Here is a 26,370-nt window from a genome sequence, read left to right on the forward strand (position 1 = left end):
CTCAGGCCTCCTCGTAGGTCGCGGCATAGTCGACCGGGAAGTTCACCGACCGGGCGATGAAGCAGACCTTGTGGATTTCGTGGTGAATGGCGTCGGCCTTGGCGAGGTCGGCGCCGGCCTCCACCACGATGTGCGGCCGCAAGGTGGCGCGCAGGAAGCGCCCCGCGCCGTCGGGCGTGCTTTCGCCCACGCCCAGCGGGCTGTCGCGGTAGCCACGCACGACGATCCCGGCGCTCGAGGCCAGATGCAGGTACCAGAGCATGTGGCAGGCGCTCAGCGAGGACAGCAGCAGGTCTTCGGGATTGTGCAGGGTCGGGTCGCCGCCCAGTAGCGGGTCGTTGGAGCAATGCACCACCGGCTTGCCGGGCGTGGCGATGGACCAGGTGCGGTCATAGCCGCGATAGGTGTGCGTGCCCTGGCCCCGGTCGCCGGTCCATTCGATCAGGCTGGTGTAGTCGTGCTGCTTGGCCATCTAACGCTCGCTTGGCGGAACATCCTTTAGCCGCGCGGTCATGGCGGCGATCTCGTCGCGGCTCCAGCGCGAATGTTTGCGGGTTTCGCTGGCCGGATGGAAGCTGAGTCCGAGTGAAATGTCCGGCGCGCGATAGGCGGTTCGCGGGCGGATGGGGCGGGGTTGCAGGCCGCCGCCGCAGGTTGGGCAGACATTCCGCAGCACGCCTTCGGCGCAGTCGGCGCAATAGGTGCACTCGTAGCTGCAGATGCGTGCGTCGGTGGCCGCTGGCGGCAGGTCCGCGTCGCAAAGTTCGCAGTTGGGGCGGAGTTCGAGCATAAAAAATCCCCTGGCGGTGGGTCCATCCGCTATCGCGAAGGGCCGCCAGGGGAAATGACAGCAAGGCCTCGATTACCGCCAGGCGCGGCTTAGGCGCCGTAGATGATCGAGATGGTCTCGGCCACGCAGGCGGGACGCTCTTCGCCCTCGATCTCGATCGTGCACTCGTTCTTCATCTGCAGGCCGCCCGCCTTGGGCTCGACGCTGAGCAGCTTCTGGCGCATGCGCACCTTCTTGCCGACGCGGACCATGCCGGTGAAGCGGACCTTGTCGCAGCCATAGTTGATGCCGCGCGTCACGCCGGTCACCCGCAGGATGCCCGCGCCCAGCATCGGGATCAGCGACAGGGTCAGGTAGCCGTGGGCGATCGGGCCGCCGATCTCCTTGGTGGCGCGTTCGACATCGACGTGGATCCACTGGTGGTCGCCGGTGGCTTCCGCGAACTGGTTGACCCGCTCCTGGCTGATCTGGACCCAGTCCGAGACGCCCAGTTCCTGGCCCACCAAGCCGGCGATGTCGGCGTAGGCGACTTCTTTCATGTGAATTCTCCCTCGAACAGTTGTTTGGATTGGTCGCATGAGCCGCCCGGAAGGGCAAGCTGGCTCAAGCCTCCAGCGCGACGCGTGCGGGCTCGGGCAGCAGCGAGACGGCCTGGTCCAGAAGCTCACGCCAAGCCTCGCCCCGCTCGCGCGCCTCGGCATAGGCCTCGCGCAGGGCGAAGGGGTCTTCCTGGGCGAGGGCGTGGATCAATGTCTCGGCCTGTTCCAAGTCTTTGCGGCGCTTGGGGTTGGCTTGTCCGCGCTTGCGCGAGACGATCAGCTTGTGGACCGCGTAGCGCGCGGGCGCGGGCACGCGCACCAGCACCCCGTCTCCGTGGAGAACAGCGGCCTCCACCGTGTCGCGGAGTAGGAAATCGAGGAATCGAAGAGGCGTCGCGTCGGTGTTCAGGGCCTCCAGCCGCGAACTCACCTCGTCGCCAGCGTGACGGCTGGTCGTCAACACATCGACCGCATAGCCGTCAGGCGTGCGATAGGTCGTGCTCTTGCCGGGATCGAGCTTAGGCACGGCGCTGAAGGTGGGATCAGCGCCGCGCAAGATTTCGCGGAACGTCTGGTCCAGGCCGTCGTCCAGCGCCACGGAGATTCCGTAGTCTTGGGCGATGTCGAGGTCGCCGGTCCGGACGGCCGTGGAGGGCAGGGTGAATCCCAGCAGGCTCCCGTAGGTCTGGAACGCCACCGTTCCGACCACAGCGGCTCGGAGGCGGAAGGCTCCGGCTCCAGCCAGAACCTGCAGGACCCGTCCCGTGCGATTGTCGGGGGCGTGAAGGCCAGCAGCGCGAAGGGCGCGGACCAGCATCCTCCGCCCTTCCGAGGCGCTTTTCACCTGCTTGGCTTGTTCGATCGTCTGTAGAAGTTCGGGCGTTTCAAGCCCGAGATAGCGCTCTCGCCGTTCGCCCTGAGATTGCGGCGATCGGACGTACCAATAATAGCGCCCCTTGCGTTCACGGCGCAGGAAGCTCGCGCCGTCTCCGAACGCGGTGATTTGGGCGGCGCGAAGCTGGTCCAGCAGTTCGGCGACGTTCGTATGGATCGCCAGGGGAAGGCGTTGGGGAGCCATGTGAGTCTCGTTGCCACCACCTTATAGTTTGTGGTGGCAACTGCGAGAAAGATCAACGAGAAAGAAGCCCCCTAAACGATCCTGCTCTCGCCCTTGCCCCAGTACGCATCCCGGATCAGGCGCTTGTAGAGCTTGCCGGTCGGATGCCTCGGCAGTTCGGCCATGAAGTCGATGCGGCGCGGCGACTTCACGTGGCTGAGATTGGCGCGGGCGAAGGCCATCAGCTCCTCGGCCAGGGCGACCTGGTCGTCGCCCAGATCCATCGGCTGGATCACCGCCACGACCTGCTCGCCCATCTCCTCGTGCGGCGCGCCCACCACGGCGGCGTCGGCGACCTTGGGGTGGGTGATCAAGAGGTTCTCGATCTCTTGCGGATAGATGTTCACCCCGCCCGAGATGATCATGAAGCTCTTGCGGTCGGTGAGGTAGAGGAAGCCCTCCTCGTCGGCCCAGCCCACATCGCCCAGCGTCGTCCAGCCGTGCTTGTTGTAGCTCTCGGCCGTCTTTTCCGGGGCGTTGTGGTAGTTCACCGCCGGACCGTTGGCGAAATAGACCGTGCCTTCGGTGCGCGGTGGGACGGGATCGCCGTTCTCGTCGCAGATGCGCAGCTCGCCCAGCACAGCCTGGCCGACGCTGCCCTTGTGGGTCAGCCAGTTCTGCGAATTGATCCAGCAGAAGCCGTTGCCCTCGGTGCCGGCGTAGTACTCGAAGATCACCGGACCCCACCAGGCGATCATCTGTTCCTTGACCGGGATCGGGCAGGGGGCGGCGGCGTGCACCGCCGACTTCATCGATGAGACGTCGTATTTGGCGCGGACCTCTTCCGGCAGCTTCAGCATCCGCACGAAGTGGGTGGGGACGAACTGACCGCAGTTGACCTTGTGCTTCTCGATCAGAGCCAGGGCGACCTCGGGGTCGAACTTCTCCATCACGATCACCGTGCCGCCCAGCTTGTGCACCGTCATGCACCAGCGCAGCGGGGCGGCGTGATAGAGCGGCGCAGGCGAGAGGTAGATGCTGTCGCCGGAGAAGCCGAACAGGCCCTGGGCCATCATCTGCAGGGCGTTGGGCGCGTCGATGGGCCCGTCGCTGAGCGCGGGCTTCACGCCCTTGGGGCGCCCCGTGGTGCCCGATGAATAGAGCATGTCGGCGCCGGCGCTCTCGTCGGCGATCGGCGTGGTCGGCTGGCTGTCACGGGCCGCGACGAGGTCGGCGTAGGGGCCGTGGGCGCCGCCCACCGTGAACAGCGACAGGCCTGGAACCAGGGCGGCGATCTCGTCGATCACCGGGCCCATGGCGGTCGAGGTGATGAACACCTTGGCCCCGCAGTCCTGCAGGATGTACTCAGCCTCGGCGGCCGTCAGCTTGGTCGAGATGCAGACGAAATAGAGCCCCGAGCGCTGCGCCGCCCACGCCACCTCGAAGAAGCGGGCGTTGTTCTCCATCAGGATGGCGATGACGTCGCCGGGAACCAGGCCCAGCGACCGGAACAGGTGCGCGCCCTGGTTCGAGCGGGCGTCCAGCTGGGCGTAGGTGACGACCTCGCCGGAGCCGGACATGACATAGGCGGCCTTGTCGCCTTGCGACTGGGCGTGGAGGTAGGGATGCATGGCGATACCTCGTTTTGAGCTGTCATCCCGGACGGCCGAAGGTCGAGCCGGGATCGCTGGAAGCGCTGAGTTTGCTATGGTCCCGGATCGCCCCTGCGGGCCGTCCGGGATGACACGGGATTGCGGTTAAGCGGCCACGGGCTGTTTGGCGGCGGCCAGGATCATGTCCGCGCCCTTTTCCCCGATCATGATCGAGGGGGCGTTGGTGTTGCCGGAGATCAGGCGCGGCATGATCGAGGCGTCGACGACGCGCAGGCCCTCGACGCCGCGCACGCGCAGTTGCGCGTCGACCACGGCCATCGGCCCGTTCCCCATCTGGCAGCTGCCGACCGGGTGATAGAGCGTTGAACCGGTCTGGCGGGCGAACTCCAGCAGCTGCTCGTCGGTCTGGACCTCGAGACCGGGGTTCATCTCGCTTTCGACATACTGGGCGATGGCCGGCTGCTGGCCGATCTTCCGCGCCCATTTCAGGCCGGCGACGATGACTTCCTGGTCCAGCGGATCGGCCAGATAGTTGGCGAAGATCGACGGATAGACCGACGGATCGGCCGACTTGATCCGGATATGCCCACGGCTTTCGGGGCGCAGCTGGCAGGGCGCGATGGTCATGCCCGGCGCGCCTTCCAGCTCCATCTTCTGTTCATTGAACAGCTTTTCCAGGTCCATGGTCGCGGGCAGGATGTGGAACTGGATGTCCGGCCCTGCGAGGTCGGGACGCGACTTACAGAACGCCGCCACGTGCGCCGCCGACAGGGTCAGAAGGCCCTTGCGGAACAGCAGGTACTTCATCGCCTCGGCGGCCAGGCGCCCGCCTTTGCTCTGCTCGTTGACCGAGACGGTGCCCGACTTCAGCCGGTAGCGGGCGGCGACGATGTAGTGATCCTGCAGGTTCTCGCCGACGCCGGGCAGGTCATGGACCACCTCGATCCCATGCTCGCGCAGCAGGCCGCCGGCGCCGACGCCCGACAGCTGCAGCAGCTGGGGCGAGTTGATCGCGCCGCCGGCCAGGATCACCTCACCGCGCGCCATGGCGGCGCGTCGTTCGCCGTTCTGCATGAACTCGACGCCGACGGCGCGCTTGCCTTCAAACAGCACGCGACCAACCAGGGCGTTGGTCTCCACCCGCAGGTTCGGACGCTTCATGGCCGGATGGAGGTAAGCCACCGCCGACGAGCAGCGCGCGCCGTTCTTCTGGGTGACCTGATACCAGGTGACGCCTTCCTGGTCGGGGCCGTTCAGGTCGGGATAGCGCGGAATGCCGGCCTGGTCGCAGGCCTCGATCAGCGCCTCGGAGATCGGGTGGGCGTCGCGCATGTCGGCGACGTTCAGCGGGCCGCCGGTGGCGTGCAGGTCGCAGGCCCCGCGCTCCTGATTCTGGGCCTTGCGGAAGTAGGGCAGGACGTCGTCCCAGGCCCAGCCTTCGCAGCCCAGCTGCCGCCAGCCGTCATAGTCGGCGGCCTGGCCGCGCACGTAGAGCATGGCGTTGATCGAGGACGAGCCGCCCAGCACCTTGCCGCGCGGCCAGACATGGGCGCGGCCGCCGGTGCCGGGGTCCGGCTCGGTGGTGAACAGCCAGTTGACCTTGGGATCCTTCAGGGTCGACGAGTAGCCGACCGGGATGTGGATCATCATGTTCGAGGCGAACTGGGAGAGGTTCTTGGTCGGCCGGTCGTCGCCGCCCGCCTCCAGCAACACGACCTTGTAGCGGCCGTTCTCCGACAGGCGCGCGGCCAGTACGCAGCCGGCTGAGCCCGCGCCCACGATGACGTAGTCGGCCTCGATGATCCCGGTCATCGTCTCTCTCCCTTTGCCGTCAGCGTTCGCGTCGCTGATCGGTGTTTAGTTGAGAGGATGCGCCCAGGTTCGGCTCCTGCGCAAGTTGCCGTCGCGGCGCCGTTGGACGAACGTCGATCTTGGGTATCGTGACGCTAACGGAAACCTATTCCAGTGAGGCGTTACATGGACCTGATCAGTCAAACGGTGGTGGACGGCAAGGCGGGGCCCGGCGCGCCGCCGACCTATCCGACGCTCAAGGACGTCGATCTCGCCGACATCTTCCGCTTCACAAAGGGCCAGCCTTGGGCGGACTTCGCGCGGATGCGGCAGGAGGCGCCGGTCATGTGGCACCCCGAACCGATGGGCGGGCCGGGCTTCTGGGCCCTGACGCGCTATGAGGACGTTCACCGGGTCAATGGCGATCCGGAGACCTTCTCGTCCCAGCGGGGCGGCATCCTGATGTCGATGGGCGCGCCCGAGAAGCGCCATGCGCTGCTGTTCCGCGCGTCGATGGACACCATGATCAACATGGACGCGCCGCATCACCTGCAGCTGCGTCGCGAGCATATGCCTTATTTTACGCCGTCCTACCTGCGCGCGCTGACCGAGCGGGTGAAGGGTGAGGTGACGCGCCTGCTGGACAACATGGAGCCGCTGCTCGCGAACGGCGCCGAGATCGACATGGTCGAGCACTTCTCCAGCGTGCTGCCGCTGTTCACCCTGTGCGAGATCCTGGGCGTGCCGCCGGAGGACCGGCCCAAGTTCCTGACCTGGATGCACTATCTGGAACGCGCCCAGGACCTGGCGGTGAAGCAGGCCAATGCGCCGATGCAGCCGACCCTGGAGCTCATGCAGTTCGTCATGGACTTCAACAACAACGTCGAGGAGATGTTCGAGTACGGCCGCACGATGCTGCACAAGCGTCGCGAGGACCCGAAGGAAGACCTGATGACCGCGATCGCCCGCGCCCAGCTCGATGGCGCGGTGCTGCCCGACGAGTATCTCGACGGCTCCTGGCTGCTGATCGTGTTCGCCGGCAACGACACCACCCGCAACACCCTGTCGGGCGCCATGCGGCTGCTGACCGAGTTCCCGGACCAGAAGCAGAAGCTGATCGCCGATCCGTCCCTGCTGGGCGGGGCTGTCGACGAGTTCATCCGCATGGTCAGTCCGGTGGTCTACATGCGCCGCACCGCCACCCGCGACGTCGAGGTCAACGGCCAGCTGATCCGCGAGGGCGAGAAGGCGATCATGTACTACGGCGCGGCCAACCGCGATCCGGCCATGTTCGAGAACCCCGACCAGCTGGACGTCACGCGCGCCAACGCCGGCAAGCACATCGCCTTCGGTTACGGCCCGCACACCTGCATCGGCAAGCGCGTGGCCCAGATCCAGCTGGAGGAGGCCTATCGCCAGATCCTGGCCCGCTTCCCGGATCTCAACTGGACGGGCGACATCGAAATCGCGCCGAACAACTTCGTGCACGCGATCAGCAAACTGGGTGTGAAGCGGGGGTAGAAAAGGGCGCGCCGGCCGCGAGCATTGGGTCCCGCGCCGGCGCTGTAGGGCGTCCGGCTATGGGGGGTACCGGACGGGCTGAGAATGACTCAGCTTGGCCCGTTCGCGCGCCGCGACGCGCCGTCGCAGCAAACCCAAAACAGTAGAGCGCTGAACCCCCGGCGCACGGGCCTTGTCCTCGAAGCCGTTCAAGTCATACGATCGTTTGAAATAGAGGCCGAGGAGAGCGCCATGTCGAAACCGACCTTCGAGACCCTGCTGTACGATGTCGAGGATGGGATCGCGACGATCACCCTCAATCGCCCCGACCGCATGAACGCCTTCACCGCGCGGATGATGAAGGACCTGATCGAGGTGTTCGACGTCACCGACGCCGACGACGCGGTGAAGGCGGTGATCATCACAGGCGCGGGCCGGGCCTTCTGCGCGGGCGCGGACCTCGGCGGCGGCGGCGCCACCTTCGACCGTACCAGCCCCCAGGCGCTGGAGCGCGAAGAGGGCAAGGTCGGCGATATCTATCGTGACGGCGGTGGTCGCGTGACCCTGCGCATGTATGACAGCCTCAAGCCGATCATCGGCGCGATCAACGGCGCGGCCGTGGGCGTGGGCGTGACCATGCAGCTGCCGATGGACATTCGCATGGCCTCGACCGAGGCCAAGTTCGGCTTCGTCTTCGCCCGCCGGGGCATCACGCCCGAAGCCGCCTCCAGCTGGTTCCTGCCGCGTCTGGTCGGTCTGCAGACCGCGCTGGAGTGGTGTTACAGCGGCCGCGTGTTCCCGGCGTCCGAAGCGCTGGAGAAGGGCCTGGTGCGCTCGCTGCACGCGCCGGACGAGCTTCTGCCCGCCGCCCGCGCCCTGGCCCGCGAGATCGCCGACAACACCGCGCCTGTCTCGGTGGCCCTGACCCGCCAGCTCCTGTGGCGCATGGCCGGCGCGGATCATCCGATGGAGGCGCACAAGGCCGACAGCCGCGCGATCCAGTCGCGGGGCGCGTCCGGCGACGCCAAGGAGGGCGTCACCTCCTTCCTCGAAAAGCGCGCGCCTGTGTACCCGAACAAGGTCTCGACCGACGTGCCGGACATCTGGCCGGAATGGAAGGACCCGGAGTTCCGGTAAGAACACACGCCGACCTCCCCGGCATTCGCCGGGGATATCGGACTGGGGATGAGGCGGGCGCAGGCGCATTTGCCGCGCCCGCGCTCACCGGCCGTTAATCACGCTCTGCTCTGTTCGACGCCATGAGCGAAGCCGCGCTGACACCGTCTTTCGAAGAGCCCGAGGCCCCCAAGGCCGCGCCGCGCTCGCGGTCGACCCTGCTCAAGCGGCTGGCCGACGTGGTCTGCCTGCCCAGCAGCCGGATCAACGCCTTCGAACGCTCGATGACCGCCGATCTGCTGGTGGAGATGCTGCGCGACGCCAACGTCGCCGAGCGCGAGAAGGTGGCCCGCCGCCTGGCCATGCTCAACGAGATGCCCGGCGTGCTGGTCCGCTTGCTGCTGCGTGACGAACTGCCGGTGGCGCGCGCCTTGCTGGTCGACTCCGAGAAGTTGTCGGACGCCGATCTGATCAGCTGCCTCTATCAAGCCACGACCGAGCATCGTCGCCTGATCGCCCAGCGCCGCGGCGTCAGCGAGGTGGTCGCCGACGCGCTGATCGACATGGGCGAGTCCGCCGTGATCGAAACTCTGCTGCGCAACGAGCTGGTCAAGCTCAGCCACCAGGGCGTCGAGAACATCGTGGCCGCCACGCGCGATGCGCCGCACCTGATCCCCTTGCTGCTGCGCCGGGCGGAACTGCGCCCGAGCCACGCCTATGTGATGTTCTGGTGGGCCGATTCCGAGGCCCGGCGCACGATCCTCCAGCGCTTCGCGGTCTCGCGAGAGATCCTGCAGGACGCGGTGGGCGACGTCTTCGCCCTGGCCTCGGCCGAGGGCTGGCAGGACCCGCTATCGCGCAAGGCGCTGCAGTTCATCGAACGTCGCCAGCGCAACCGCGCCGCCATCGCCAAGAGCCCGTACAACAGTCTCGACGAAGCCGTCGCCGCCGGGGAGGGGGGCTTCACCCGCGAGATCGCCGAAGAGATCTCGTACCTGTCAGGCCTCAAGCCGATGACGGGCGCCAAGATCTTCACCGATCCGGGCGGCGAGCCGCTGGCGATCCTGTGCAAGGCTACGGGCCTGCCGCGCGGCTGCATACGCCAGCTTTGGCGTGGTCTGCGTCGGCAGGAAGTGGACCGCACCGGCGCGGCCGACCCTGCGCTTGAACGGGTGCTGACGGTCTATGACGCTATCGCCGTGGATCGCGCCCAGACGGTCCTGCGCTACTGGAACTGGTCGCTGACCTCGGCCCTGACGCCGGCGCTTCTGAAGGCGATCCGCGACGGCGACGAGGGGGCTGTCGACGAATACTCCGCCCCGCAGCGCGCGGCGATGCTGGCGCTCTCGCGCGACTTTGGTCGATAAGGCCTGGATATCGCCGATATCGAATAGCTGCGGCGACCGATACTCAAAAAATCAGCCGAGCGATCACACCAGTTCGAGTAGCCGCAGGGTCAACTGAACATTAGATCATTACAAATGATCTCTTGGGGGGCTCCGTGTTGCTCGTTGTGGGCAATCTGGGTATGCACCTCTCAACTGATCTAGGAATCAGCCGCACCAACAAAAAGTTTTGGCGACGGGCGAGGCATATGGAAGATCAATCGGACCTGATCGAGATGACTGCGGGCATCGTTTCGGCCTATGTCGGCAACAACGTCGTTTCGACCGCCGACCTGCCCGCCCTGATCCAGCAGGTGCACGCTGCGCTGGCCAATGTCGGCGTCCCGGCCGCCGAGCCGGCGCCCACGCCCAAGGAGCCGGCGGTTCCGGTCAAGAAGTCCATCACGCCCGACTATCTGGTCTGTCTGGAGGACGGCCGGAAGTTCAAGTCGCTCAAGCGTCACCTGCGCACCAAGTACGACCTGACGCCCGAAGACTACCGCGCCAAGTGGGGTCTGCCCAAGGATTACCCAATGGTGGCGCCGAACTACGCCGAGGCGCGTTCGAACCTCGCCAAGCAGATGGGCCTGGGCCAAGGCGGCCGCAAACCTGCGCGCAAGGCGAAATAGCCGAGTCGGAACAAAAGCTTGGCTGTTCGCGGCCAGCGCTCGAAACAACGCCCGTCGTCCGCTCCCGGACGGCGGGCGTTGTCGTTGGCGGTTGACTCAATCCGGGAATCTTGTCGCGCGACATGTTTTTCACTTGCCGCCGATTCGTTCCTTAAGCGATAGTGAATCGAAGTGATTCCAATAGCTTGTTAAGGACTCTGAAGATGTCCGCGCAATTGAGCGCATCGGCCACGGCGGCCCGCGCTCACCAGGAGATGTTCGCCTACTGGGCGTCCCTCCGTCGGGGGGCGAACCTCCCCGCGCGCGTCGACGTGCATCCTGCGAGCATGAAGCGGCTGCTGCCGACCGTCAGCCTGATCGACGTCGTCGGCGGCTCGCCGCGCGACTATCGCCTGCGCCTGGCGGGCACCGGCCTCTACGGGGTTTATGGCCGCGAGATCACCGGCCGCATGATCGGCGACGTCTACAACACCGCCGCCGTAGACTACTGGCGCAAGGAACTGGACAAGGTCGTGGACGAGCGTCGTCCCGGCGTGGGCGTCCACAGCCTGGCCTGGCGCGGCGCGCCGCACATGTCGATCCTGTGGCTGCGCCTGCCGCTGGCCAGCAACGGCAAGGACGTCGACATGATCCTCGGCTACGACGCCGTGGTCGGCGCAGCCGTCGAGAGCGGCTCGGGCATCCGCGCGGCCTGAGGGCCGGGCCTCGCGGCTCGCGGATGCGGGCGGATCTGAAGTCTGAAATGGGTGGGGAGCGGGCGTTAGATGCTCCCCCGCGATGCGGGGGAGCTGTCGCGGAGCGACTGAGGGGGCAAGCTGGGCAAGCCCCGCACTAGCCCCCTCCGGCCCTCTGGGCCACCTCCCCCGCATGCGGGGGAGGATATGTCCTCTAAGGGTCGGGAGCGGTCCCCAGTCTCCCGGCAGAATCGCGACCTCACCGGCTAGGCGACGGCCGGCCGTCCGCCTCACCCCTCCAGAAACGCCTCGACCTCGCGACGGCTGGGCATGGACGGTGCGGCGCCGGCCTTCTGCACTGACAGGGCGGCGGCGGCGTTGGCCATATCGACGGCCTCGGCCAGATCCAGGCCCTGGGCCAGGGTGGCGGCCAGGGCGCCGCAGAAGCAGTCGCCGGCGCCGACCGTGTCGACCGCCTTGACCTTCTTGCCCTCGACCAGGAACGCCTCGTCGCGCCGCACGACGGCCGCGCCCGCCGCCCCCAGGGTGACGATGATCGTCTGGTCGGGGCGGCTCATCAGCTTGCGCGCGGCCAGCGAGACCTCTTCCAGCTTGACCGGCTCGCGGTCGAGCTTGGCGTAGGAGGCCAGCTCGGTCTGGTTGACGATCAGGATGTCGGTCAGTGGGAACAGGGCCGCGCCCTGGGGCAGGGCGGGGGCGGCGTTGAGGATCCGCAAGGCTCCCTTGGCCGAGCCGGTCCGGAACAGGGCCTCGATCGCGGTGGGCGGGGTTTCCAGCTGGCAGAGCAGGACGCGCTGGCCCTCGATCGGTGTAGCCGCGACTTGCTGGGGTGTGACCATGGCGTTGGCGCCGGCGGTCACGACGATCATGTTCTCGGCGCTGTTGGCGACCCAGACATGGGCCTGGCCCGTCGGCACGCCCGCCAGTTCGGCGACGTCGGCGACCTGCACGCCGTAGCCCGCCAGCTTGGCCTTGAGGCCCGCGCCGCTATCGTCGCCGCCGACGGCGCCCATCAGACGGGTCGCCGCGCCCATGCGGGCGGCGGCGACGGCCTGGTTCGCGCCCTTGCCGCCCAGGAACAGTTCGAGCGACAGGCCTGCGACGGTCTCGCCCGGGCGGGGCAGGTCATCGACCCGCGCCACAGCGTCCAGATTGATCGAGCCGAGAACGAAAACAGTCATGGTCTTGGTCTTCTAAAGGTTTATCCGGCGCCGCCGCGCTGGAAGCTTTCGACAAGGCTGCCGGCCACCAGTCTCCATCCGTCGACAAGGACGAAGAAGATCAGCTTGAACGGCAAACTGATCGAGGCCGGCGGCAGCATCATCATACCCATGCTCATCAGCACGCTGGCGACGACCAGGTCGATGACCAGGAACGGAATGAACAGCAGAAACCCGATCTCGAAGGCGCGCTTCAGCTCGGAGATCATGAAGGCCGGGGTCACCACCTTGAGCGGCGTTTCCTCGGCCGTTTTCGGCTGGGGGATCTTGGACAGGCGCACGAACAGCGCCAGGTCTTCGCGGTCCACCTGGCTCAGCATGAACTGCTTCACCGGCCCGCCCGCCGCCTCGAACGCCTCGGGCAGCTCCATCTGCTGGTCCAGCAGCGGCTTGATGCCGGCGTCGTAGGAGCGCTCGAAGGTCGGGCCCATGACGATGGCGGTCAGAAACAGCGCCAGGCTTATGATCACCGGGTTGGGCGGGCTTTGCTGCACGCCGATGGCGGTGCGCAGGAGGCCCAGAACCACCACGATCCGGATGAACGAGGTGGTCATGATCACGATCGACGGGGCCAGCGACAGCACCGTCATGAGGCCGACCAGCTGGACGACGCGCTCGGTCAGGCCAGCGCCGGTGCCCAGGTTGATGTTCACCGCCGACTGGGCCATGGCGGCCGCTGGCATGATCGCGCAGGCGATGGCCGCCAGCACCGAGATGATCGCCGCCCGGCGCAGGTCTTCGGGCTTGGCGCCGGTCACGGATTTGATGAGGTCGCGGATCATCAGGCCACGGGCTCCGGTTCGGCGACGGGGGAGGGGGCGGACGCCGGCGCCGGGCCCCTGGGCGTCCAGTCCAGAAGCTTGCCTTCGCCCAGCAGCACCAGCCGCTCCTCGCCGTCCAGGCTGACCACCACAAGGCGGCGGGTCGGATCCAGCGCCAGGCTCTCGACCACCTTCAGGCGCCGGTCCTGGCGCGTGGCGATGGCGCGGCCGATGGCGTCGGGGCCGTACTTGCGCAGCGCCCAGGCCGCCATGCCGATCAGGCCGAGCGTAAACGCCAGGGCCGCCAGGGCGCGGATGAATTCGATGACGTCCATGGGCTCGGGGCCGTTCTCGGCGAGACAACTTGGCGCAGGGAAACGCCCCTACGGACCCTTGTGTGCCTGACGCTTCTTAATGCCGGATTAACCCTGTTTCTTCACCATGTTCGCATGGGTCCGGACGACATCCCCCTCTTTGGCATGCTCAAGAGCCGCCTCGGTTATCTGACCGAGCGCCAGAAGCTTGTCGCCCAGAACGTGGCCAACTCCGACACCCCCGGCTATCGGCCCAGCGACCTGAAGCCGTTCAGCTTCCAGGCCTCGCTGATGAACAACACGGCCGGCCCGGTCTATCGCGGCGGCCGGGCGGCGCCGACCTCCGGCGTCACCATGATCGCCACCACGCCCTCGCACCAAGCGCGGCCGAACGCCCCCAGCGCCTGGCGGGCTACGGCGGGCGCGGACTCCGAGACCACGCTCGACGGCAACGCGGTCTCGCTCGAAGACCAGATGCTGAAGATGACCGACGCGCGGATGAACTACGACGCGGCGATCAGCTTCTACCAGAAATCCATGACCATGCTCCGCATGGCCGCTCGCAAGCCTTCCGGCTGAGGACTCTAGGCGATGCCCGAGATCAAGTCCCAATCCCTCGCGACCATGGCCGTGGCCTCGTCGGCCCTGCGCGCCCAGCAAGGCCGCATGCGGGTCATCGCCGAGAACATCGCCAACGCCAACTCGACCTCGCGCACGGCGGGCGGCGACCCTTACCGGCGTCAGGTGCCGGTGTTCAAGCCGACCAAGGTGCAAGGCGCCGAGGGCGTGCAGATGCTGCGCGTCGATCCCGACCAGAGCGACTTCAAGACCGAATACGACCCCGGCAACCCGGCCGCCGACGCCAAGGGCTACGTCAAGCTGCCCAACGTCAACACCATGGTCGAGGCGCTGGACATGAAGGAGGCGCAGCGCGCCTACGAAGCCAACCTCAACGTCATCGAGACCGCGCGCGCCATGGAGTCGCGCACCCTCGACATCCTCAAGAAGTAGGGGCTAGGCCATGATCACCGCGCTCGCCGCCGCCAAGGCCTACGCCAATTCCGGCGCCATGTCGGTCGGTTCTATCGGCTCGATCGGCGGCTCGCAGGACAAGGGCGTCGACTTCGGCGACCTCTTGAAGTCGGCCATGGACGGCGCGACCAAGGCCTCGAAGGTCGCCGAGCACAAGATCGCCGCCCAAGTCGCCGGCAAGGCCGAACTGGTCGACGTGGTCACCGCCATCAGCTCGGCGGAAGCCAGCCTGGAGACGGTGATGTCGATCCGCGACCAGGTGATTTCGGCCTATCAGGAAATCATGCGGATGCCGATCTGACGGCCTCCCGCGTGAGTCGCATGGGTTTTAAATACAGCTTGTGATAACGTCGTTCTCCCAAAGGGGAGGGCGACCATGAAGACGCTCAAGGTGCTCAGCGTCCACGGCCTGGGCGATCAACGGCAATCCACCTGGAAGGAGGATTGGCCCAAGGCCATCCAGGCGGTGTTTCCCGCCGTGGCGGGTCTGGAGCTCGAGTTCGAGTTCATCGAATACGACGACATCTTCGAGGGCGTGAACCTGTCGGCGTGGGAGGTGGCGGGCGCCGTCGCCAAGCTGGCCGCCAGCGGCGTGACCTCGATCTTCAAGCGCGAGAAGGGCGTGCTGGGCGACGCGCCCCACACCGTTCGCTGGACGGCCGGCTATGTGGTGGCCTGGGTCAATGACGACCGCTTCAAGAAAAAGAGCCGCGCTAGGGTGTTCGAGCGGATCAAGGCGTTCCAGCCCGACCTGATCCTGGCGCACAGCCTCGGCTCTCTGGTCACCTACAACGCCTTCACGCACAAGGACGCGGCTTCGCCAGACGTGGCCCCGCTGCTGGCCAAGGCGACCTATGTGACGTTCGGCTCGCAGATCAACAATCCGTTCGTCGTCGGCAACCTGACCAACGGCCGGGTGCAGGAACTGCCCGTCGCGTTCTGGCATCATCTCTACAATCGCGACGACGACGTCTTCACCGCGCCGATCAAGAACTGGGCGGCGCCGAACTTCCGCCAGACCGACACGCCGTTCGACCTGCCCGGTGTCGGCGACCATGCGGCCGAAGGCTATTTCCAGCACGTCAACACGATCGAGAACGTCTGGCGTCCTATCGGCGCCCTGGCGGTGGGGGCGCGTGAGTTCGTCGGTCTGTCCGAACAGCTCTCTGCGCCGACGCCGACCAAGAGCGGCGCGAAGTCGAAGGTCGCCACGTCTGGGGGGCGGGCTCCGAGGCGAAAGGCCCTGCTGGTCGGGATCAACGACTATCCAAACGCCGCCGATCGTCTGGAAGGCTGCGTCAACGACGTCTTCACGATGAGCTCGGTGCTGCAGGAATGCGGCTTTCCAGCGGACTCGATCCGCGTGTGCCTTGACGCCCGCGCCACCGCCGAGGGGATCCTCCAACGGCTGGAATGGCTGATGGACGGGGCTCGCGAAGAGGATGAGCTCGTCTTCTACTACAGCGGCCACGGGGCCCAGGTGCCCGAGTACGGCGAGAATTTCGAGCCCGACCGCAATGTTGAGGTGCTGGTGCCGTGGGACTTCGACTGGACGCCTGAACGCGCGATCTCCGACGACCAAATTCACTGTCTCTATGCGCAACTGCCCTATGAGACGCGGCTGGCGATGATCTTCGACTGCTGCCATGCGGGCGGGATCCATCGCAACGGCGGCGCCCGTGCGCGGGGCCTGACCCCGCCCGACGACATCCGTCACCGCGAGCTACGCTGGGACCTGAAGACCCGGATGTGGGTCCCTCGCGACTTCCGCCGCCAGGGTAAGGGCTTCACGGAAGACGAGGCGCTGGAGACCCGCTATTTCGGCAAGGACGGCGCGACCGAACGGCTGGGGCGTGCGGCCATGCGGCGGACGCTGTCGACCAAGGCGTATGAGGGCCGCAAGGCGGGCGATCAGCCGGAGATTCCCGCAGGACCTTATCTGCCGCTCATCATCGAGGCGTGCGGCGAGGGCGAGCTCAGCTACGAGTACCGCCACGGCGCGGTCAGCCACGGCGCCTTCACCTACAGCCTGGCCGCGATCCTGCGCGAGAAGAAGAAGATCACCTTCCAGGCCCTGGTCGAGCAGACCAGCGCCCGGCTAAGCGATCTTGGCTACGCGCAGAAGCCTCAGATCCTGGGTCCCTCGGCCCAGGTCGGCGCCCTGACGCCCTGGCGATAGCCAATCCCCCCGGGCGACAAACCGGCGAAAAAATGGGCCGCGTCCTTGCGGATGCGGCCCAAGTCGTCTTCGGGGGAGAAATACGAAACGCTTACGCTTACAAACTCAGGAAAACCTTCGCGGCGGCGAACAGACCGCCCCAGACCACCGCGTTCAGCACCGACGCCACCAGAACGGCGACGCCGAGCGGCCACTGGCGGTGTTCGCGGCGCCGGGCGCGCTGCGGGCGGGGATCGAACGAACGGGTCTGCGAGGCGACGGTCATGTAACGCTCCTTAACCATGTCCCCATGGTCGAGATTGACTCGGCCTTTGCGAACAGGACGACCTGTCGCGCGCCGCCTTGTCGCACCTTGACCATGGGATCAACGCACCGGGGCGCGTTTGGTTGAGCGTTCGCGTTCAGAGAATCCCCGGTAGGTCGAGCCCCTTCTCCCGCGCGCAGTCGAGTGCGATGTCGTAGCCCGCGTCGGCGTGGCGCATGACGCCGGTGGCCGGATCGTTCCATAGGACGCGCGCCACGCGCTTGGCGGCGGCCTCGGTGCCGTCGCAGACGATGACCATGCCGGCGTGCTGCGAGAAGCCCATGCCGACCCCGCCGCCGTGGTGCAGCGACACCCAGGTGGCGCCCGAGGCGGTGTTCAGCAGGGCGTTCAGCAGCGGCCAGTCCGACACGGCGTCCGAGCCGTCGCGCATGGCCTCGGTCTCGCGGTTGGGCGAGGCGACCGAGCCGGAATCGAGGTGATCGCGGCCGATGACGATCGGGGCCTTCAACTCACCCTTGGCGACCATCTCGTTGAAGGCCAGGCCCAGGCGGTGGCGATCCCCCAGACCGACCCAGCAGATGCGCGCCGGCAGGCCCTGGAACTTGATCTTCCGGCCAGCCATGTCGAGCCAGTTGTGCAGGTGCGGATTGTCCGGGATCAGCTCTTTGACCTTGGCGTCGGTCTTGGCGATGTCTTCGGGATCGCCCGACAGCGCCGCCCAGCGGAACGGCCCGATCCCCCGGCAGAACAGCGGGCGGATATAGGCGGGCACGAAGCCGGGGAAGTCGAAGGCGTTGGTCACGCCTTCCTCCAGCGCCATCTGGCGGATGTTGTTGCCGTAGTCGACGGTCGGCACGCCGGCGGCCTGGAAGTCGAGCATGGCCTTCACATGCGCCGCCATCGAGGCCTTGGCGGCCTCCGCCACCTGGGGCGGGTCCTGGTCGCGCATCGCACGCCAACGCTCCAGGCTCCAGCCGGCGGGCAGGTAGCCGTTGATCGGGTCGTGGGCGCTGGTCTGGTCGGTCAGCAGGTCGGGCCGCACGCCGCGCTTGAAGAGCTCGGGCAGCAGTTCGGCCGCGTTGCCCAGCAGGCCCACCGAGATCGGCGTCTTGGCCGCGCAGGACTCGGCGATCCAGGCCAGGGCCTCGTCGACGTTGTCGGTCGAGCGGTCCAGATAGCCGGTGCGCAGGCGCATCTCGATCGACGAGGGCTGGCACTCGATGGCGAGGCATGAGGCGCCGGCCATCACCGCCGCCAGCGGCTGGGCGCCGCCCATGCCGCCCAGGCCCGCCGTCAGCAGCCAGCGCCCCGAGAGGTCGCCGCCATAGTGCTGGCGGCCCATCTCGACGAAGGTCTCATAGGTGCCCTGTACGATGCCCTGGGCGCCGATATAGATCCACGAGCCGGCGGTCATCTGGCCGTACATGGCCAGGCCTTTGCGATCCAGTTCGTTGAAGTGCTCCCAGCTGGCCCAGCGCGGGACGAGGTTGGAGTTGGCGATCAGCACGCGCGGGGCGTCGGCGTGGGTGCGGAACACGCCGACCGGCTTGCCGGATTGAACCAGGAGCGTCTGGTCGTCTTCCAGACGACGCAGGGTCTCGACGATCTTGTCGAAGCTCTCCCAGTCGCGGGCCGCGCGGCCGATGCCGCCATAGACCACCAGCTCTTCCGGACGCTCGGCGACGTCGGGGTGCAGGTTGTTCATCAGCATCCGCAGGGCGGCTTCGGTCAGCCAGGACTTGGCGGTGCGTTCAGAGCCCGTGGCGGGGCGGATGACGCGGGTGGTGTCGCGGCGGGTCATGCTTGGGCTCTCGCAAACTGGAGGCAGGCGGTGAGAACATCCTCCAGCACCGCGCGCAGCGGCGCGGCGCGGTCGGCGTGGAAGGGCGTGGGCCAGGTGTCAGGCGTCGGCGGCTCGGTCGGATCGTCCATGTAGCCCCGGCAGGCCAGCTCCATCTGGATCGCATGGACGCCGGTCGCGGGCTGGCCGTAGTGGCGCGTGGTCCAGCCGCCCTTGAAGCGACCGTTGGTGACGCGGCTGCGGCCGGATGCGTCGCAGGCGGCCTCGACGGCGGCGGTGAGAGCGTCGGCGCAGCTTTGGCCGCTGTTGGTCCCAAGGTTGAACTGCGGCAGCTCACCCTCGAACAGGCGCGGCACGCGCGAGCGGATCGAGTGGGCCTCGTACAGCACCACGGTTGGATGGACCGCGCGCAGGCGCTCGATCTCGGCGCGCAGGGCGGCGTGATAGGGCTCGAACCAGGTGGCCCGGCGGTGGTCGATCTCGGCCGCGTCCGGTCCGCCGTCACGATAGAGCGGCTCGCCGTCGAAGGTGGTGGTGGGGCAAAGCTCGGTGGTGGCCTGACCCGGATAGAGCGAGGCGCCGGACGGGTCGCGATTGACGTCGATGACCGTGCGCGAGATCGCGGTGCGGATGATCGTCGCGCCCATCCCCTCGGCGAAGGCGTACAGCCGGTCGACCCACCAGTCGGCGTCCTTGCGCGCCAGCCATGGCGAGACGAGGCGCGCTTCGATGTCGGCGGGGATGTCCGTGCCGGTGTGGGGGAGGCTGATGATGAGGGGGGCGGCGCCGCGGGAGACTTGGAGCCAGCTCATCCTCGCGCTCCAAGCCCTGTCATCCCGGCCAAGCGCGAAGCGCGCCGAGCCGGGACCGCCGGAAGCGCAGGCGCCTGTTGCGGTCCCGGGTCTTCGCTTCGCTGCGCCTGGGATGACAAATTGAGGAGCGCCATCACATCACCCCCGGCAGCTCACCGGCAGCCGCGATCACCGCGCCGCTCCGCACCAGGGCGTTGGCCGCCTCCATGTCGGGGTGGAAGTGACGGTCGTCCGACAGGTGCGGAACCTGGCTGCGCGTTAGCGCCCGCACGGCCTCCAGCGCGGCGCTGGAGCGTAGCGGGGCGTGGAAGTCGCAGCCTTGGGCGGCGGCCAGCAGCTCGATGCCCAAGACCGCGTCGGCGTTCTCGACCATGGCCAGGAGGCGCCGGGCTCCGTGGGCGGCCATCGAGACGTGGTCTTCCTGGTTGGCCGAGGTGGGGATGGAGTCGACGCTGGCGGGATAGGCGCGCTGCTTGTTCTCCGACACCAGGGCGGCGGCCGTGACCTGCGGGATCATGAAGCCGGAATTCAGCCCCGGCTTCGGCGTCAGGAAGGCGGGCAGGCCCGACAGCGCCGGGTCGACCAGCATGGCGATGCGGCGCTCGGCGATCGAGCCGATCTCGCAGACCGCCAGGGCGATCATGTCGGCGGCGAAGGCCACCGGCTCGGCGTGGAAGTTGCCGCCCGACAGCGCCTCATCAGCTTCCGGGAAGATCAGCGGATTGTCCGAGACGCCGTTGGCCTCGGTCTCCAGAGTCGTGGCGGCCTGGCGCAGCACGTCCAGCGCCGCGCCCATCACCTGGGGCTGGCAGCGCAGGCAGTAGGGGTCCTGGACCCGCTCGTCCTCCTTCAGGTGCGAGGCGCGGATCTCCGAGGCGCTCATCAGGGCGCGAAGCGCGGCGGCGGTCTCGATCTGGCCGGCGTGGCGGCGCAGGGTGTGGATGCGCGGGTCGAACGGCGTGTCCGAACCCTTGGCCGCCTCGGTCGACAGGGCGCCGGTGACCAGGGCCGACTGGAACAGGCGCTCGGCCTCGAACAGGCCCGCCAGGGCGTTGGCGGTCGAGAACTGGGTGCCGTTCAGCAGGGCCAGACCCTCCTTGGGGCCCAGGGTCAGGGGCGCGAGACCCGCTTGCGCCAGGGCCTGGGCCGCCGGCAGGCGCTGGCCGCCGACGAAGATCTCGCCGACCCCGATCATGGTCGCGGCCATGTGTGACAGCGGCGCCAGATCGCCCGAGGCGCCGACCGAGCCCTGGCAGGGCACCACTGGCGTCAGGCCCTCGACCAGCATCTCCTCGAGCATCCGCACCGTCTCGACGCGCACGCCCGAGGCGCCCTGCGCCAGGCTGGCCAGCTTCAGGGCCATCATCAGCCGGATCACCGGAACCGGCGAGGGCTCGCCGACGCCCGCCGCGTGCGACAGGACGATGTTGCGCTGCAGGGTCTCAAGGTCGGCGTCGCCGATGCGAACGCTGGCCAGTTTCCCAAAGCCGGTGTTGATCCCGTAGACCGGCTCGCCCTTGGCCAGGATGCGCTGCACGGCCGCAGCGCTTTCCGCGATCACGGGCCAGGCCGTCTCCGCCAGCCGCGCCGACGCGCCGCGATAGATCGCCTTCCACTCGGCCAGCGACACCACGCCAGGGTTCAGAACAAGCTCGGTCACAGGCCTCTCCACACGCGCGCATGGAGCGGATTGAAGCCCATGCGATAGACAAGTTCGGCGGGACGCTCGACGTCCCAGATGGCGAGATCGCAGGCCTTGCCGGCCTCCAGCGTGCCGCGATCACTCAAGAGGCCCAGCGCCCGCGCCGCCTCGCGCGTGACGCCGGCCAGGCACTCCTCGACGGTCATCCGGAACAGGGTGGCGGCCATGTTCATGACCAAGAGCGGCGAGGTCAGGGGCGAGGTGCCCGGGTTGCAGTCGGTGGCCAGCGCCATCGGCACGCCCGCCCCGCGCAGGGCCGCGATCGGCGGGGCCTTTTGCTCGCGGGTGAAGTAGTAGGCGCCGGGCAGCAGGGTCGCGACCGTGCCTGAGGCGGCCATGGCGGCGATCCCGGCTTCGTCCAGGTGTTCGAGATGATCGGCCGACAGGGCGTTGTACTCGGCCGCCAGCGCGGCGCCCGAAAGGTTCGACAACTGCTCGGCGTGCAGCTTGACCGGCAGGCCGTGGGCCTTGGCCGCGTCGAACACCCGGCGGATCTGTTCGGGCGAGAAGCCGATGCCTTCGCAGAAGCCGTCCACCGCGTCGGCCAGGCCGCGCGCGGCGACGGCGGGGATCATGGTCTGGCAGACCAGATCGACATAGCCGTCCTTGTCGTCGCGATATTCGGGCGGCAGGGCGTGGGCCCCGAGGAAGGTGGTGGTGACGCCCACCCGGCGGATGTCGGCCAGCGCCCGAGCGGCGCGCAGGCTCTTGAGTTCGTCGTCCAGCGACAGGCCATAGCCGGACTTGATCTCGACCGTGGTGACGCCCTCGGCCAGCAGGGCGTCGAGGCGTGGCAGGGCGGCCTGGATGAGCTGGCTTTCAGAGGCCGCGCGGGTGGCGCGCATGGTCGAGACGATGCCGCCGCCGGCGCGGGCGATCTCTTCGTAGGAGGCGCCGGCCAGGCGCAGCTCGAATTCGTGGGCGCGGTCGCCGGCGAAGACGAGGTGGGTGTGCGGATCGATCAGGCCGGGGGTGATCCAGCGGCCGTCGACATCGATCGTTTCGGCCGCCTCTAAGGTCGGCGCGTCGGCGGCGGGACCGGCGTAGGCGATGCGGCCCTCCAGGCTGGCGACGACGCCGTCCTCGACGACGCCCAGCCCTTCGCGGCCCGGCGCCAGGGTGGCGAGACGGGCGTTGATCCACACCCGATCACAGCGCATGAGCTCGCCTCCCAGCTGGTGAGCGCGGCCCTTGCGGCGCGCTTCAATATGTATAGACATATTTGCGAACGATGAGGCTTGTCCAGTGACCGACGCGCAAATTCCCGAGTCCGTTTCGACCGTGGTCTGGTGCGAGAGCGCGCTGTTGGCGGACGGCTGGGCCCGGGGCGTGAAGTTCACGATCACCGATGGCCGCATCGCCCGGATCGACACCGACGCTCCTGCCGGCGACGCCTTGAGCCTGGGTCCGGCCCTGCCGGGCCTGGGCAATGTCCACAGCCACGCCTTCCAGCGCGCCATGGCGGGCCTGGCCGAGACGCGCGGCGAGACCGGCGACAACTTCTGGACCTGGCGCGAGGTGATGTACCGCTTCCTGGAACGGCTCGACCCCGACATGGCCCAGGCCATCGCCGCCATGGGCCAGGTCGAGATGCTGGAGGGCGGCTTCACCCGCGTGGGCGAGTTCCACTATCTGCACCACGCTCCCGATGGCGGTTTCTACGACAATCCGGCCGAGATGGCGGCAAGGATGGCGGCGGCGGCCGAAGAGACCGGCATTGGTCTCACCTTGCTGCCGGTGTTCTACGCCCACAGCAATTTCGGCGGCCTGCCGCCGACCGACGGCCAGAAGCGCTTCATCCACGACGTCGACGGCTTTGCGCGGCTGGTCGAGGCCTGCCGAGGGCTCGTCGCGGGCCTGCCCGAGGCGGTGGTCGGGATCGCGCCGCACAGCCTGCGCGCGGTGACCGGCGAGGAGCTGGACGCGATCCTGCCGCTGGCCGCCGGCGGCCCGGTCCACATGCACGTGGCCGAGCAGACGAAAGAGGTCGACGACTGCCTGGCCGCCACCGGCCAGCGCCCGGTGCGCTGGCTGATGAACCACACCGAGGTCGACCAGCGCTGGTGCCTGATCCACGCCACCCACATCAACGCCACCGAGACCGAGCGCCTGGCCAAGAGCGGCGCGGTGGCGGGCCTTTGCCCGGTGACGGAGGCCAATCTGGGCGATGGGATCTTCCCGACCCCGGACTATCTGGCTGCTGGCGGAAGCTTCGGAATCGGCACCGACTCCAACATCGTGATCGACGCCGCCCAGGAGCTTCGGACCTTGGAATACGCCCAGCGCCTGACCCGCCGGGCCCGCAACGTGCTGGCGGGCGGCCCGCGCCGTTCCACCGGCGGCGACCTCTGGCGCGCGGCGGCTCTGGGCGGGGCCCGGGCTCTGGGCGCAGGACGGGGCGAGCTGCGACGCGGCGCGCCGGCCGACTTCGTCACGCTCGATCCGAACCACCGCAACCTTGTCGGCCGCGCGGGCGACACCCTGATCGACAGCCTGGTCTTCGCCGGCGGCGGGATCGACACCGTCTGGCGTCATGGCCGGCAGCTGGTCTCGGGGGGCCGCCACCACGCCCGCGAGGCGATCACCACGCGCTATGTCGAGACCCTGAAGGCCCTGCTGGCGTGACCGGACCGCTGCACCAGCGCATCCGCGCCGACATCGAGGCCCGCATCCGCTCCGGCGAATGGGCGCCGGGTCACCGCGCCCCGACCGAGGCCGAGCTGATGGAGGCCTATGGCTGCTCGCGGATGACCGTGAACAAGGCGATGATCGCCCTGGTCGAGGCCGGACTGATCGTGCGCCGCAAGCGGGCCGGCTCGTTCGTGGCGCGGCCCAAGGTCCATGCGCCGGTCCTCAACATCCCCGACATCCAGTCCGAGATCGTGGCGCGCGGGGAGAGCTACGCCTTTCGACTGTTGTCGCGCGTGGTCCGGTCCCCGGACCGCGACAGCCCCGAGGAAGTCGCGCTGGCGGCGGGCGGCAAGCTGCTTGCCCTGGACGGGGTGCATGACGCGGGCGGGCGGCCGTTCGCCCTGGAGCGCCGCCTCGTCTCGCTGAAGGCGGTTCCGGAGATGGCCGACGCCGATTTTGAGACCCATCCGCCCGGCGCCTGGCTCCTGGAACACGTCGCCTGGACCGAGGCCGAGAGCCGCATAAGCGCCGTCAACGCCGAGCCTGACGAGGCCCGGCTTCTGGCCCTGGATGAAGGAACCGCCTGCCTCGTCGTCGACCGCCGCACCTGGCGCGAGGGCCAGCACGTGACGCGTGTCCGCCAGGTTTTCCCCGGCGAGGCCTACGACCTGGTGGCGCGGTTCGGGCCGGGGACCTAAGTGCGTGGGGCGAGCGCATCAGCGCCGCCGCGAAGGAGACGCCCGTGGACCTGTATGTGCTGACCATCCCGACCTACGTCCAGATGCTGAAGGGCTTGTCGGCCCAGCTGACCAAGGCCGAGGCCCATGCCGCCGAGCACGGCGGCGACCTGATCAGCGCGCGCCTGGCGCCCGACATGTTCCCGCTGTCGACCCAGGTGCGCTTCGTCTGCACCCAGGCCAGCGAACTGCTGCGCTACCTGACCGGCGCGGACGCCTTCGCTCCCGCTGAAGACGCTGCCGACTTCACCGGCCTGCGCGCCCAGCTGGCAGACGCCTTGGCGCGGATCGAGTCTGTAAAGCCCAACGCCTTTGACGGCGCCGCCAGCAGGGCGATCGCGATGACCTTGCCCAACGGCATGGTGTTCGACCTGACCGGCGAACAGTTCGTCCGCGACTGGGCGCTTCCCCAGGTCTATTTCCACCTGATGGCCGCCTACGCGATCCTGCGCAGCCAGGGCGTGCCTCTGGGCAAGCCCGACTGGGTCGCGCACATGTTCGCCTACATCCGTCCTGGAACCATGACTGGAGGTTGAGCGCCCCTGACCATCCCCTGTTCCGGGGATGTCGGTTCCAGCGGTTCAAATCCTAGAACGACGGTCAGGGACCGGGCGTGGCGCGTGGTGCGGCGGGAGGGTCCTGGAGGGATATCCAGATGGCCGAACCGACACTTCGCGACTTCCAGTTCCTGATCCAGTTGGTGGACAGCGGCATCATCCAGGCCAGCTTCAAGTTCAGCGAGTTGCGGGTGCTCTTCAAGACGCTGGGTATTTTGACGCCGGAGGTCGATGCGGCGCTTGCGATCGTCGAGGCCAATCCGGTCCTGGTCGATATCGGCATCCAGACCTTCAAGGAGGCTCTGGCCAAGTACCCGCTGGACACGCCGCTGAGCGTCGTCTTCGGCGGCGGCTCGAGCGGCGGCTCCGGCGGGACGGGGACCGTGGGCACGCCGCTCGTCCTGACCAAGGAGAAGATCGAGGAGATCTACCAGGCGCTGTCCGGCGTCTCTGCGACCTCGTCCAAGGCGTTGTCGGAGTACCTGACGGGTCCCAACGGCGAGAAGGTGCTCAACACCCTCTACAGCGAGATGAAGCTGCTGGCGCAGCTGCAGGCGGACGTTGCGGCTGGCAAGATCACCCAGGCGGTGTTTCTGGACAAGTTGATCAGCTTCTCGGCCGACACCTCGGCCCTGGCCCTGCAGGCGGTGAACTTCTTCACCGGCCGCACGCCGACCCAGGCGGCGCTGAACGAGCTGATCGACAGCGCGACCAACACCACCGACCTGACCGACTTCGCCTATGCGATCTACAACACCGAGAACAAGTACATCGAGTTCGCGGTGAACCAGGCGATGAGCGGGACGGGCGCGGCGACCTTCAAGGCCGCCTACGATGCGCTCGGTTTCCGCGAGGCGGTGAGCAAGATGTACGAGGCCATCATCGGCACGACGAAGGCGCAGGCGGCCGGGGTGAATGTGACGGCGGCGATCGACTACATCGTCGGTCAGCAGAAGTACTTCGAGGCCTACGGCCACGACGCGCTGGGCGCCAAGGCCGCGGTGGCCGGTTTCCTGATGTCCAAGGGGCTCGAGGCGGGGGTCGGCGTCTATGCCGACGCGGTGAAGGCCTTCTTCGGCAAGGCTTATGGCGGCACGGCGGTCTATGGCGCCGAGCTGGTGGGCCCGGCCAAATCGCCGATGGAGGTGGCCCTGATCGGTCAGGCCCCGGACCACTACGACCCGGGGATGCCATTCTAGCATCTTCCGACGAAGTGGAGCCGGTTCGTCGTCAGACAATGCGTC

The 26,370-nt window shown here is 67.8% G+C and carries 27 protein-coding genes; 13 read left to right on the forward strand and 14 right to left on the reverse strand.

Translation table 11 applies throughout. The features are described from left to right. Position 1 precedes the first annotated feature (1 nt). The 6 genes from J2X45_RS17495 to J2X45_RS17520 form a co-directional block, all read right to left on the reverse strand. Entirely contained in the window at positions 2-472 is a 471-nt protein-coding gene (locus J2X45_RS17495; RefSeq protein ID WP_310217363.1) for an OsmC family protein, read from the reverse strand. Then, positions 473-790 carry a DUF1272 domain-containing protein gene (locus J2X45_RS17500; protein ID WP_310217365.1) on the reverse strand — a complete coding sequence of 106 codons (318 nt, stop codon included), beginning with the start codon at positions 788-790 and terminating at the stop codon, positions 473-475. Positions 791-879: 89 nt separating this feature from the next. Next, a complete protein-coding gene (locus J2X45_RS17505; protein ID WP_310217368.1) occupies positions 880-1,329 on the reverse strand; it encodes a MaoC family dehydratase in 450 nt (149 codons plus the stop codon). Between the two features lie 64 nt (positions 1,330-1,393). After that, positions 1,394-2,407: a GSU2403 family nucleotidyltransferase fold protein gene (locus J2X45_RS17510; RefSeq protein WP_310217371.1), complete on the reverse strand. Its 1,014-nt coding sequence runs from the start codon at positions 2,405-2,407 to the stop codon at positions 1,394-1,396. A gap of 71 nt (positions 2,408-2,478) precedes the next feature. Further along, a complete protein-coding gene (locus tag J2X45_RS17515; protein WP_310217374.1) occupies positions 2,479-4,017 on the reverse strand; it encodes an acyl-CoA synthetase in 1,539 nt (512 codons plus the stop codon). A gap of 126 nt (positions 4,018-4,143) precedes the next feature. Beyond that, positions 4,144-5,811 carry a choline dehydrogenase gene (locus tag J2X45_RS17520; RefSeq protein ID WP_310217375.1) on the reverse strand — a complete coding sequence of 556 codons (1,668 nt, stop codon included), beginning with the start codon at positions 5,809-5,811 and terminating at the stop codon, positions 4,144-4,146. Positions 5,812-5,976: 165 nt separating this feature from the next. On the opposite strand from J2X45_RS17520, the gene J2X45_RS17525 reads away from it, so the two are divergent. From J2X45_RS17525 to mopJ, 5 genes are all read left to right on the forward strand, one after another. Next, positions 5,977-7,311, forward strand: a complete 1,335-nt coding sequence (locus J2X45_RS17525) for a cytochrome P450 (RefSeq protein WP_310217378.1) — start codon at positions 5,977-5,979, stop codon at positions 7,309-7,311. Positions 7,312-7,542: 231 nt separating this feature from the next. Then, the gene (locus J2X45_RS17530; RefSeq protein WP_310217380.1) at positions 7,543-8,427 is read left to right on the forward strand and encodes a crotonase/enoyl-CoA hydratase family protein; all 885 of its coding nucleotides are present in this window, start codon (positions 7,543-7,545) and stop codon (positions 8,425-8,427) included. A gap of 122 nt (positions 8,428-8,549) precedes the next feature. Beyond that, positions 8,550-9,773 (forward strand): DUF2336 domain-containing protein, encoded by a 1,224-nt coding sequence (locus tag J2X45_RS17535; RefSeq protein WP_310217382.1) that lies wholly within the window; start codon positions 8,550-8,552, stop codon positions 9,771-9,773. 227 nt (positions 9,774-10,000) lie between these two features. Continuing rightward, on the forward strand, positions 10,001-10,420 hold the full coding sequence (locus tag J2X45_RS17540; protein ID WP_310217386.1) for a MucR family transcriptional regulator: 420 nt from the start codon (positions 10,001-10,003) through the stop codon (positions 10,418-10,420). A 197-nt stretch (positions 10,421-10,617) separates the two neighbouring features. Next, positions 10,618-11,115, forward strand: a complete 498-nt coding sequence (gene mopJ / locus J2X45_RS17545) for a motility/cell cycle regulatory protein MopJ (protein ID WP_310217729.1) — start codon at positions 10,618-10,620, stop codon at positions 11,113-11,115. 269 nt (positions 11,116-11,384) lie between these two features. Here mopJ and J2X45_RS17550 read toward each other — a convergent pair whose 3' ends face one another. From J2X45_RS17550 to J2X45_RS17560, 3 genes are read right to left on the reverse strand one after another with little or no spacing between them, the layout of a single operon-like run. Next, positions 11,385-12,296, reverse strand: coding sequence for a ribokinase (locus J2X45_RS17550; RefSeq protein ID WP_310217389.1), 912 nt, complete (start codon positions 12,294-12,296; stop codon positions 11,385-11,387). Positions 12,297-12,316: 20 nt separating this feature from the next. Continuing rightward, positions 12,317-13,117, reverse strand: a complete 801-nt coding sequence (fliP, locus tag J2X45_RS17555) for a flagellar type III secretion system pore protein FliP (protein ID WP_310217391.1) — start codon at positions 13,115-13,117, stop codon at positions 12,317-12,319. Next, positions 13,117-13,431 (reverse strand): flagellar biosynthetic protein FliO, encoded by a 315-nt coding sequence (locus J2X45_RS17560; protein WP_310217394.1) that lies wholly within the window; start codon positions 13,429-13,431, stop codon positions 13,117-13,119. Before J2X45_RS17560 ends, fliP begins: the two co-directional genes overlap by 1 nt. Before the next feature lie 114 nt (positions 13,432-13,545). Here J2X45_RS17560 and flgB point away from each other — a divergent pair, with 114 nt between their 5' ends. The 4 genes from flgB (at position 13,546) to J2X45_RS17580 (ending at position 16,621) form a co-directional block, all read left to right on the forward strand. Then, positions 13,546-13,989, forward strand: a complete 444-nt coding sequence (gene flgB, locus J2X45_RS17565) for a flagellar basal body rod protein FlgB (RefSeq protein ID WP_310217397.1) — start codon at positions 13,546-13,548, stop codon at positions 13,987-13,989. Positions 13,990-14,001: 12 nt separating this feature from the next. Further along, positions 14,002-14,421, forward strand: coding sequence for a flagellar basal body rod protein FlgC (flgC, locus tag J2X45_RS17570; RefSeq protein WP_310217401.1), 420 nt, complete (start codon positions 14,002-14,004; stop codon positions 14,419-14,421). Positions 14,422-14,431: 10 nt separating this feature from the next. Next, on the forward strand, positions 14,432-14,743 hold the full coding sequence (gene fliE, locus J2X45_RS17575) for a flagellar hook-basal body complex protein FliE (RefSeq protein ID WP_010918839.1): 312 nt from the start codon (positions 14,432-14,434) through the stop codon (positions 14,741-14,743). 75 nt (positions 14,744-14,818) lie between these two features. After that, the gene (locus tag J2X45_RS17580) at positions 14,819-16,621 is read left to right on the forward strand and encodes a caspase family protein (protein ID WP_310217404.1); all 1,803 of its coding nucleotides are present in this window, start codon (positions 14,819-14,821) and stop codon (positions 16,619-16,621) included. Between the two features lie 97 nt (positions 16,622-16,718). Here J2X45_RS17580 and J2X45_RS17585 read toward each other — a convergent pair whose 3' ends face one another. The 5 genes from J2X45_RS17585 to hutI all read right to left on the reverse strand — a co-directional run bounded on the left by J2X45_RS17585 (position 16,719) and on the right by hutI (position 22,361). Beyond that, a complete protein-coding gene (locus tag J2X45_RS17585) occupies positions 16,719-16,886 on the reverse strand; it encodes a hypothetical protein (RefSeq protein WP_310217406.1) in 168 nt (55 codons plus the stop codon). Between the two features lie 136 nt (positions 16,887-17,022). Beyond that, complete coding sequence (gene hutU, locus J2X45_RS17590) at positions 17,023-18,687, reverse strand: urocanate hydratase (protein ID WP_310217409.1); 1,665 nt, start codon at positions 18,685-18,687, stop codon at positions 17,023-17,025. Beyond that, on the reverse strand, positions 18,684-19,499 hold the full coding sequence (gene hutG / locus J2X45_RS17595) for an N-formylglutamate deformylase (protein ID WP_310217412.1): 816 nt from the start codon (positions 19,497-19,499) through the stop codon (positions 18,684-18,686). Before hutG ends, hutU begins: the two co-directional genes overlap by 4 nt. 133 nt (positions 19,500-19,632) lie before the next feature. Next, complete coding sequence (gene hutH, locus J2X45_RS17600; protein WP_310217413.1) at positions 19,633-21,171, reverse strand: histidine ammonia-lyase; 1,539 nt, start codon at positions 21,169-21,171, stop codon at positions 19,633-19,635. After that, positions 21,156-22,361 (reverse strand): imidazolonepropionase, encoded by a 1,206-nt coding sequence (hutI, locus tag J2X45_RS17605; protein ID WP_310217416.1) that lies wholly within the window; start codon positions 22,359-22,361, stop codon positions 21,156-21,158. The genes hutH and hutI overlap by 16 nt, the downstream gene beginning before the upstream one ends. Before the next feature lie 85 nt (positions 22,362-22,446). On the opposite strand from hutI, the gene J2X45_RS17610 reads away from it, so the two are divergent. The 4 genes from J2X45_RS17610 (at position 22,447) to J2X45_RS17625 (ending at position 26,325) form a co-directional block, all read left to right on the forward strand. Then, complete coding sequence (locus tag J2X45_RS17610) at positions 22,447-23,826, forward strand: formimidoylglutamate deiminase (protein WP_310217418.1); 1,380 nt, start codon at positions 22,447-22,449, stop codon at positions 23,824-23,826. Further along, a complete protein-coding gene (gene hutC / locus J2X45_RS17615; protein ID WP_310217420.1) occupies positions 23,823-24,530 on the forward strand; it encodes a histidine utilization repressor in 708 nt (235 codons plus the stop codon). Before J2X45_RS17610 ends, hutC begins: the two co-directional genes overlap by 4 nt. A 44-nt stretch (positions 24,531-24,574) precedes the next feature. After that, positions 24,575-25,105, forward strand: coding sequence for a DUF1993 domain-containing protein (locus J2X45_RS17620; protein ID WP_310217423.1), 531 nt, complete (start codon positions 24,575-24,577; stop codon positions 25,103-25,105). Between the two features lie 119 nt (positions 25,106-25,224). Next, positions 25,225-26,325: a hypothetical protein gene (locus J2X45_RS17625; RefSeq protein WP_310217426.1), complete on the forward strand. Its 1,101-nt coding sequence runs from the start codon at positions 25,225-25,227 to the stop codon at positions 26,323-26,325. The last annotated feature ends 45 nt before the right edge of the window (positions 26,326-26,370 follow it).

It is taken from the genome of Caulobacter sp. BE264, assembly GCF_031457805.1.
GTDB lineage: Bacteria > Pseudomonadota > Alphaproteobacteria > Caulobacterales > Caulobacteraceae > Caulobacter.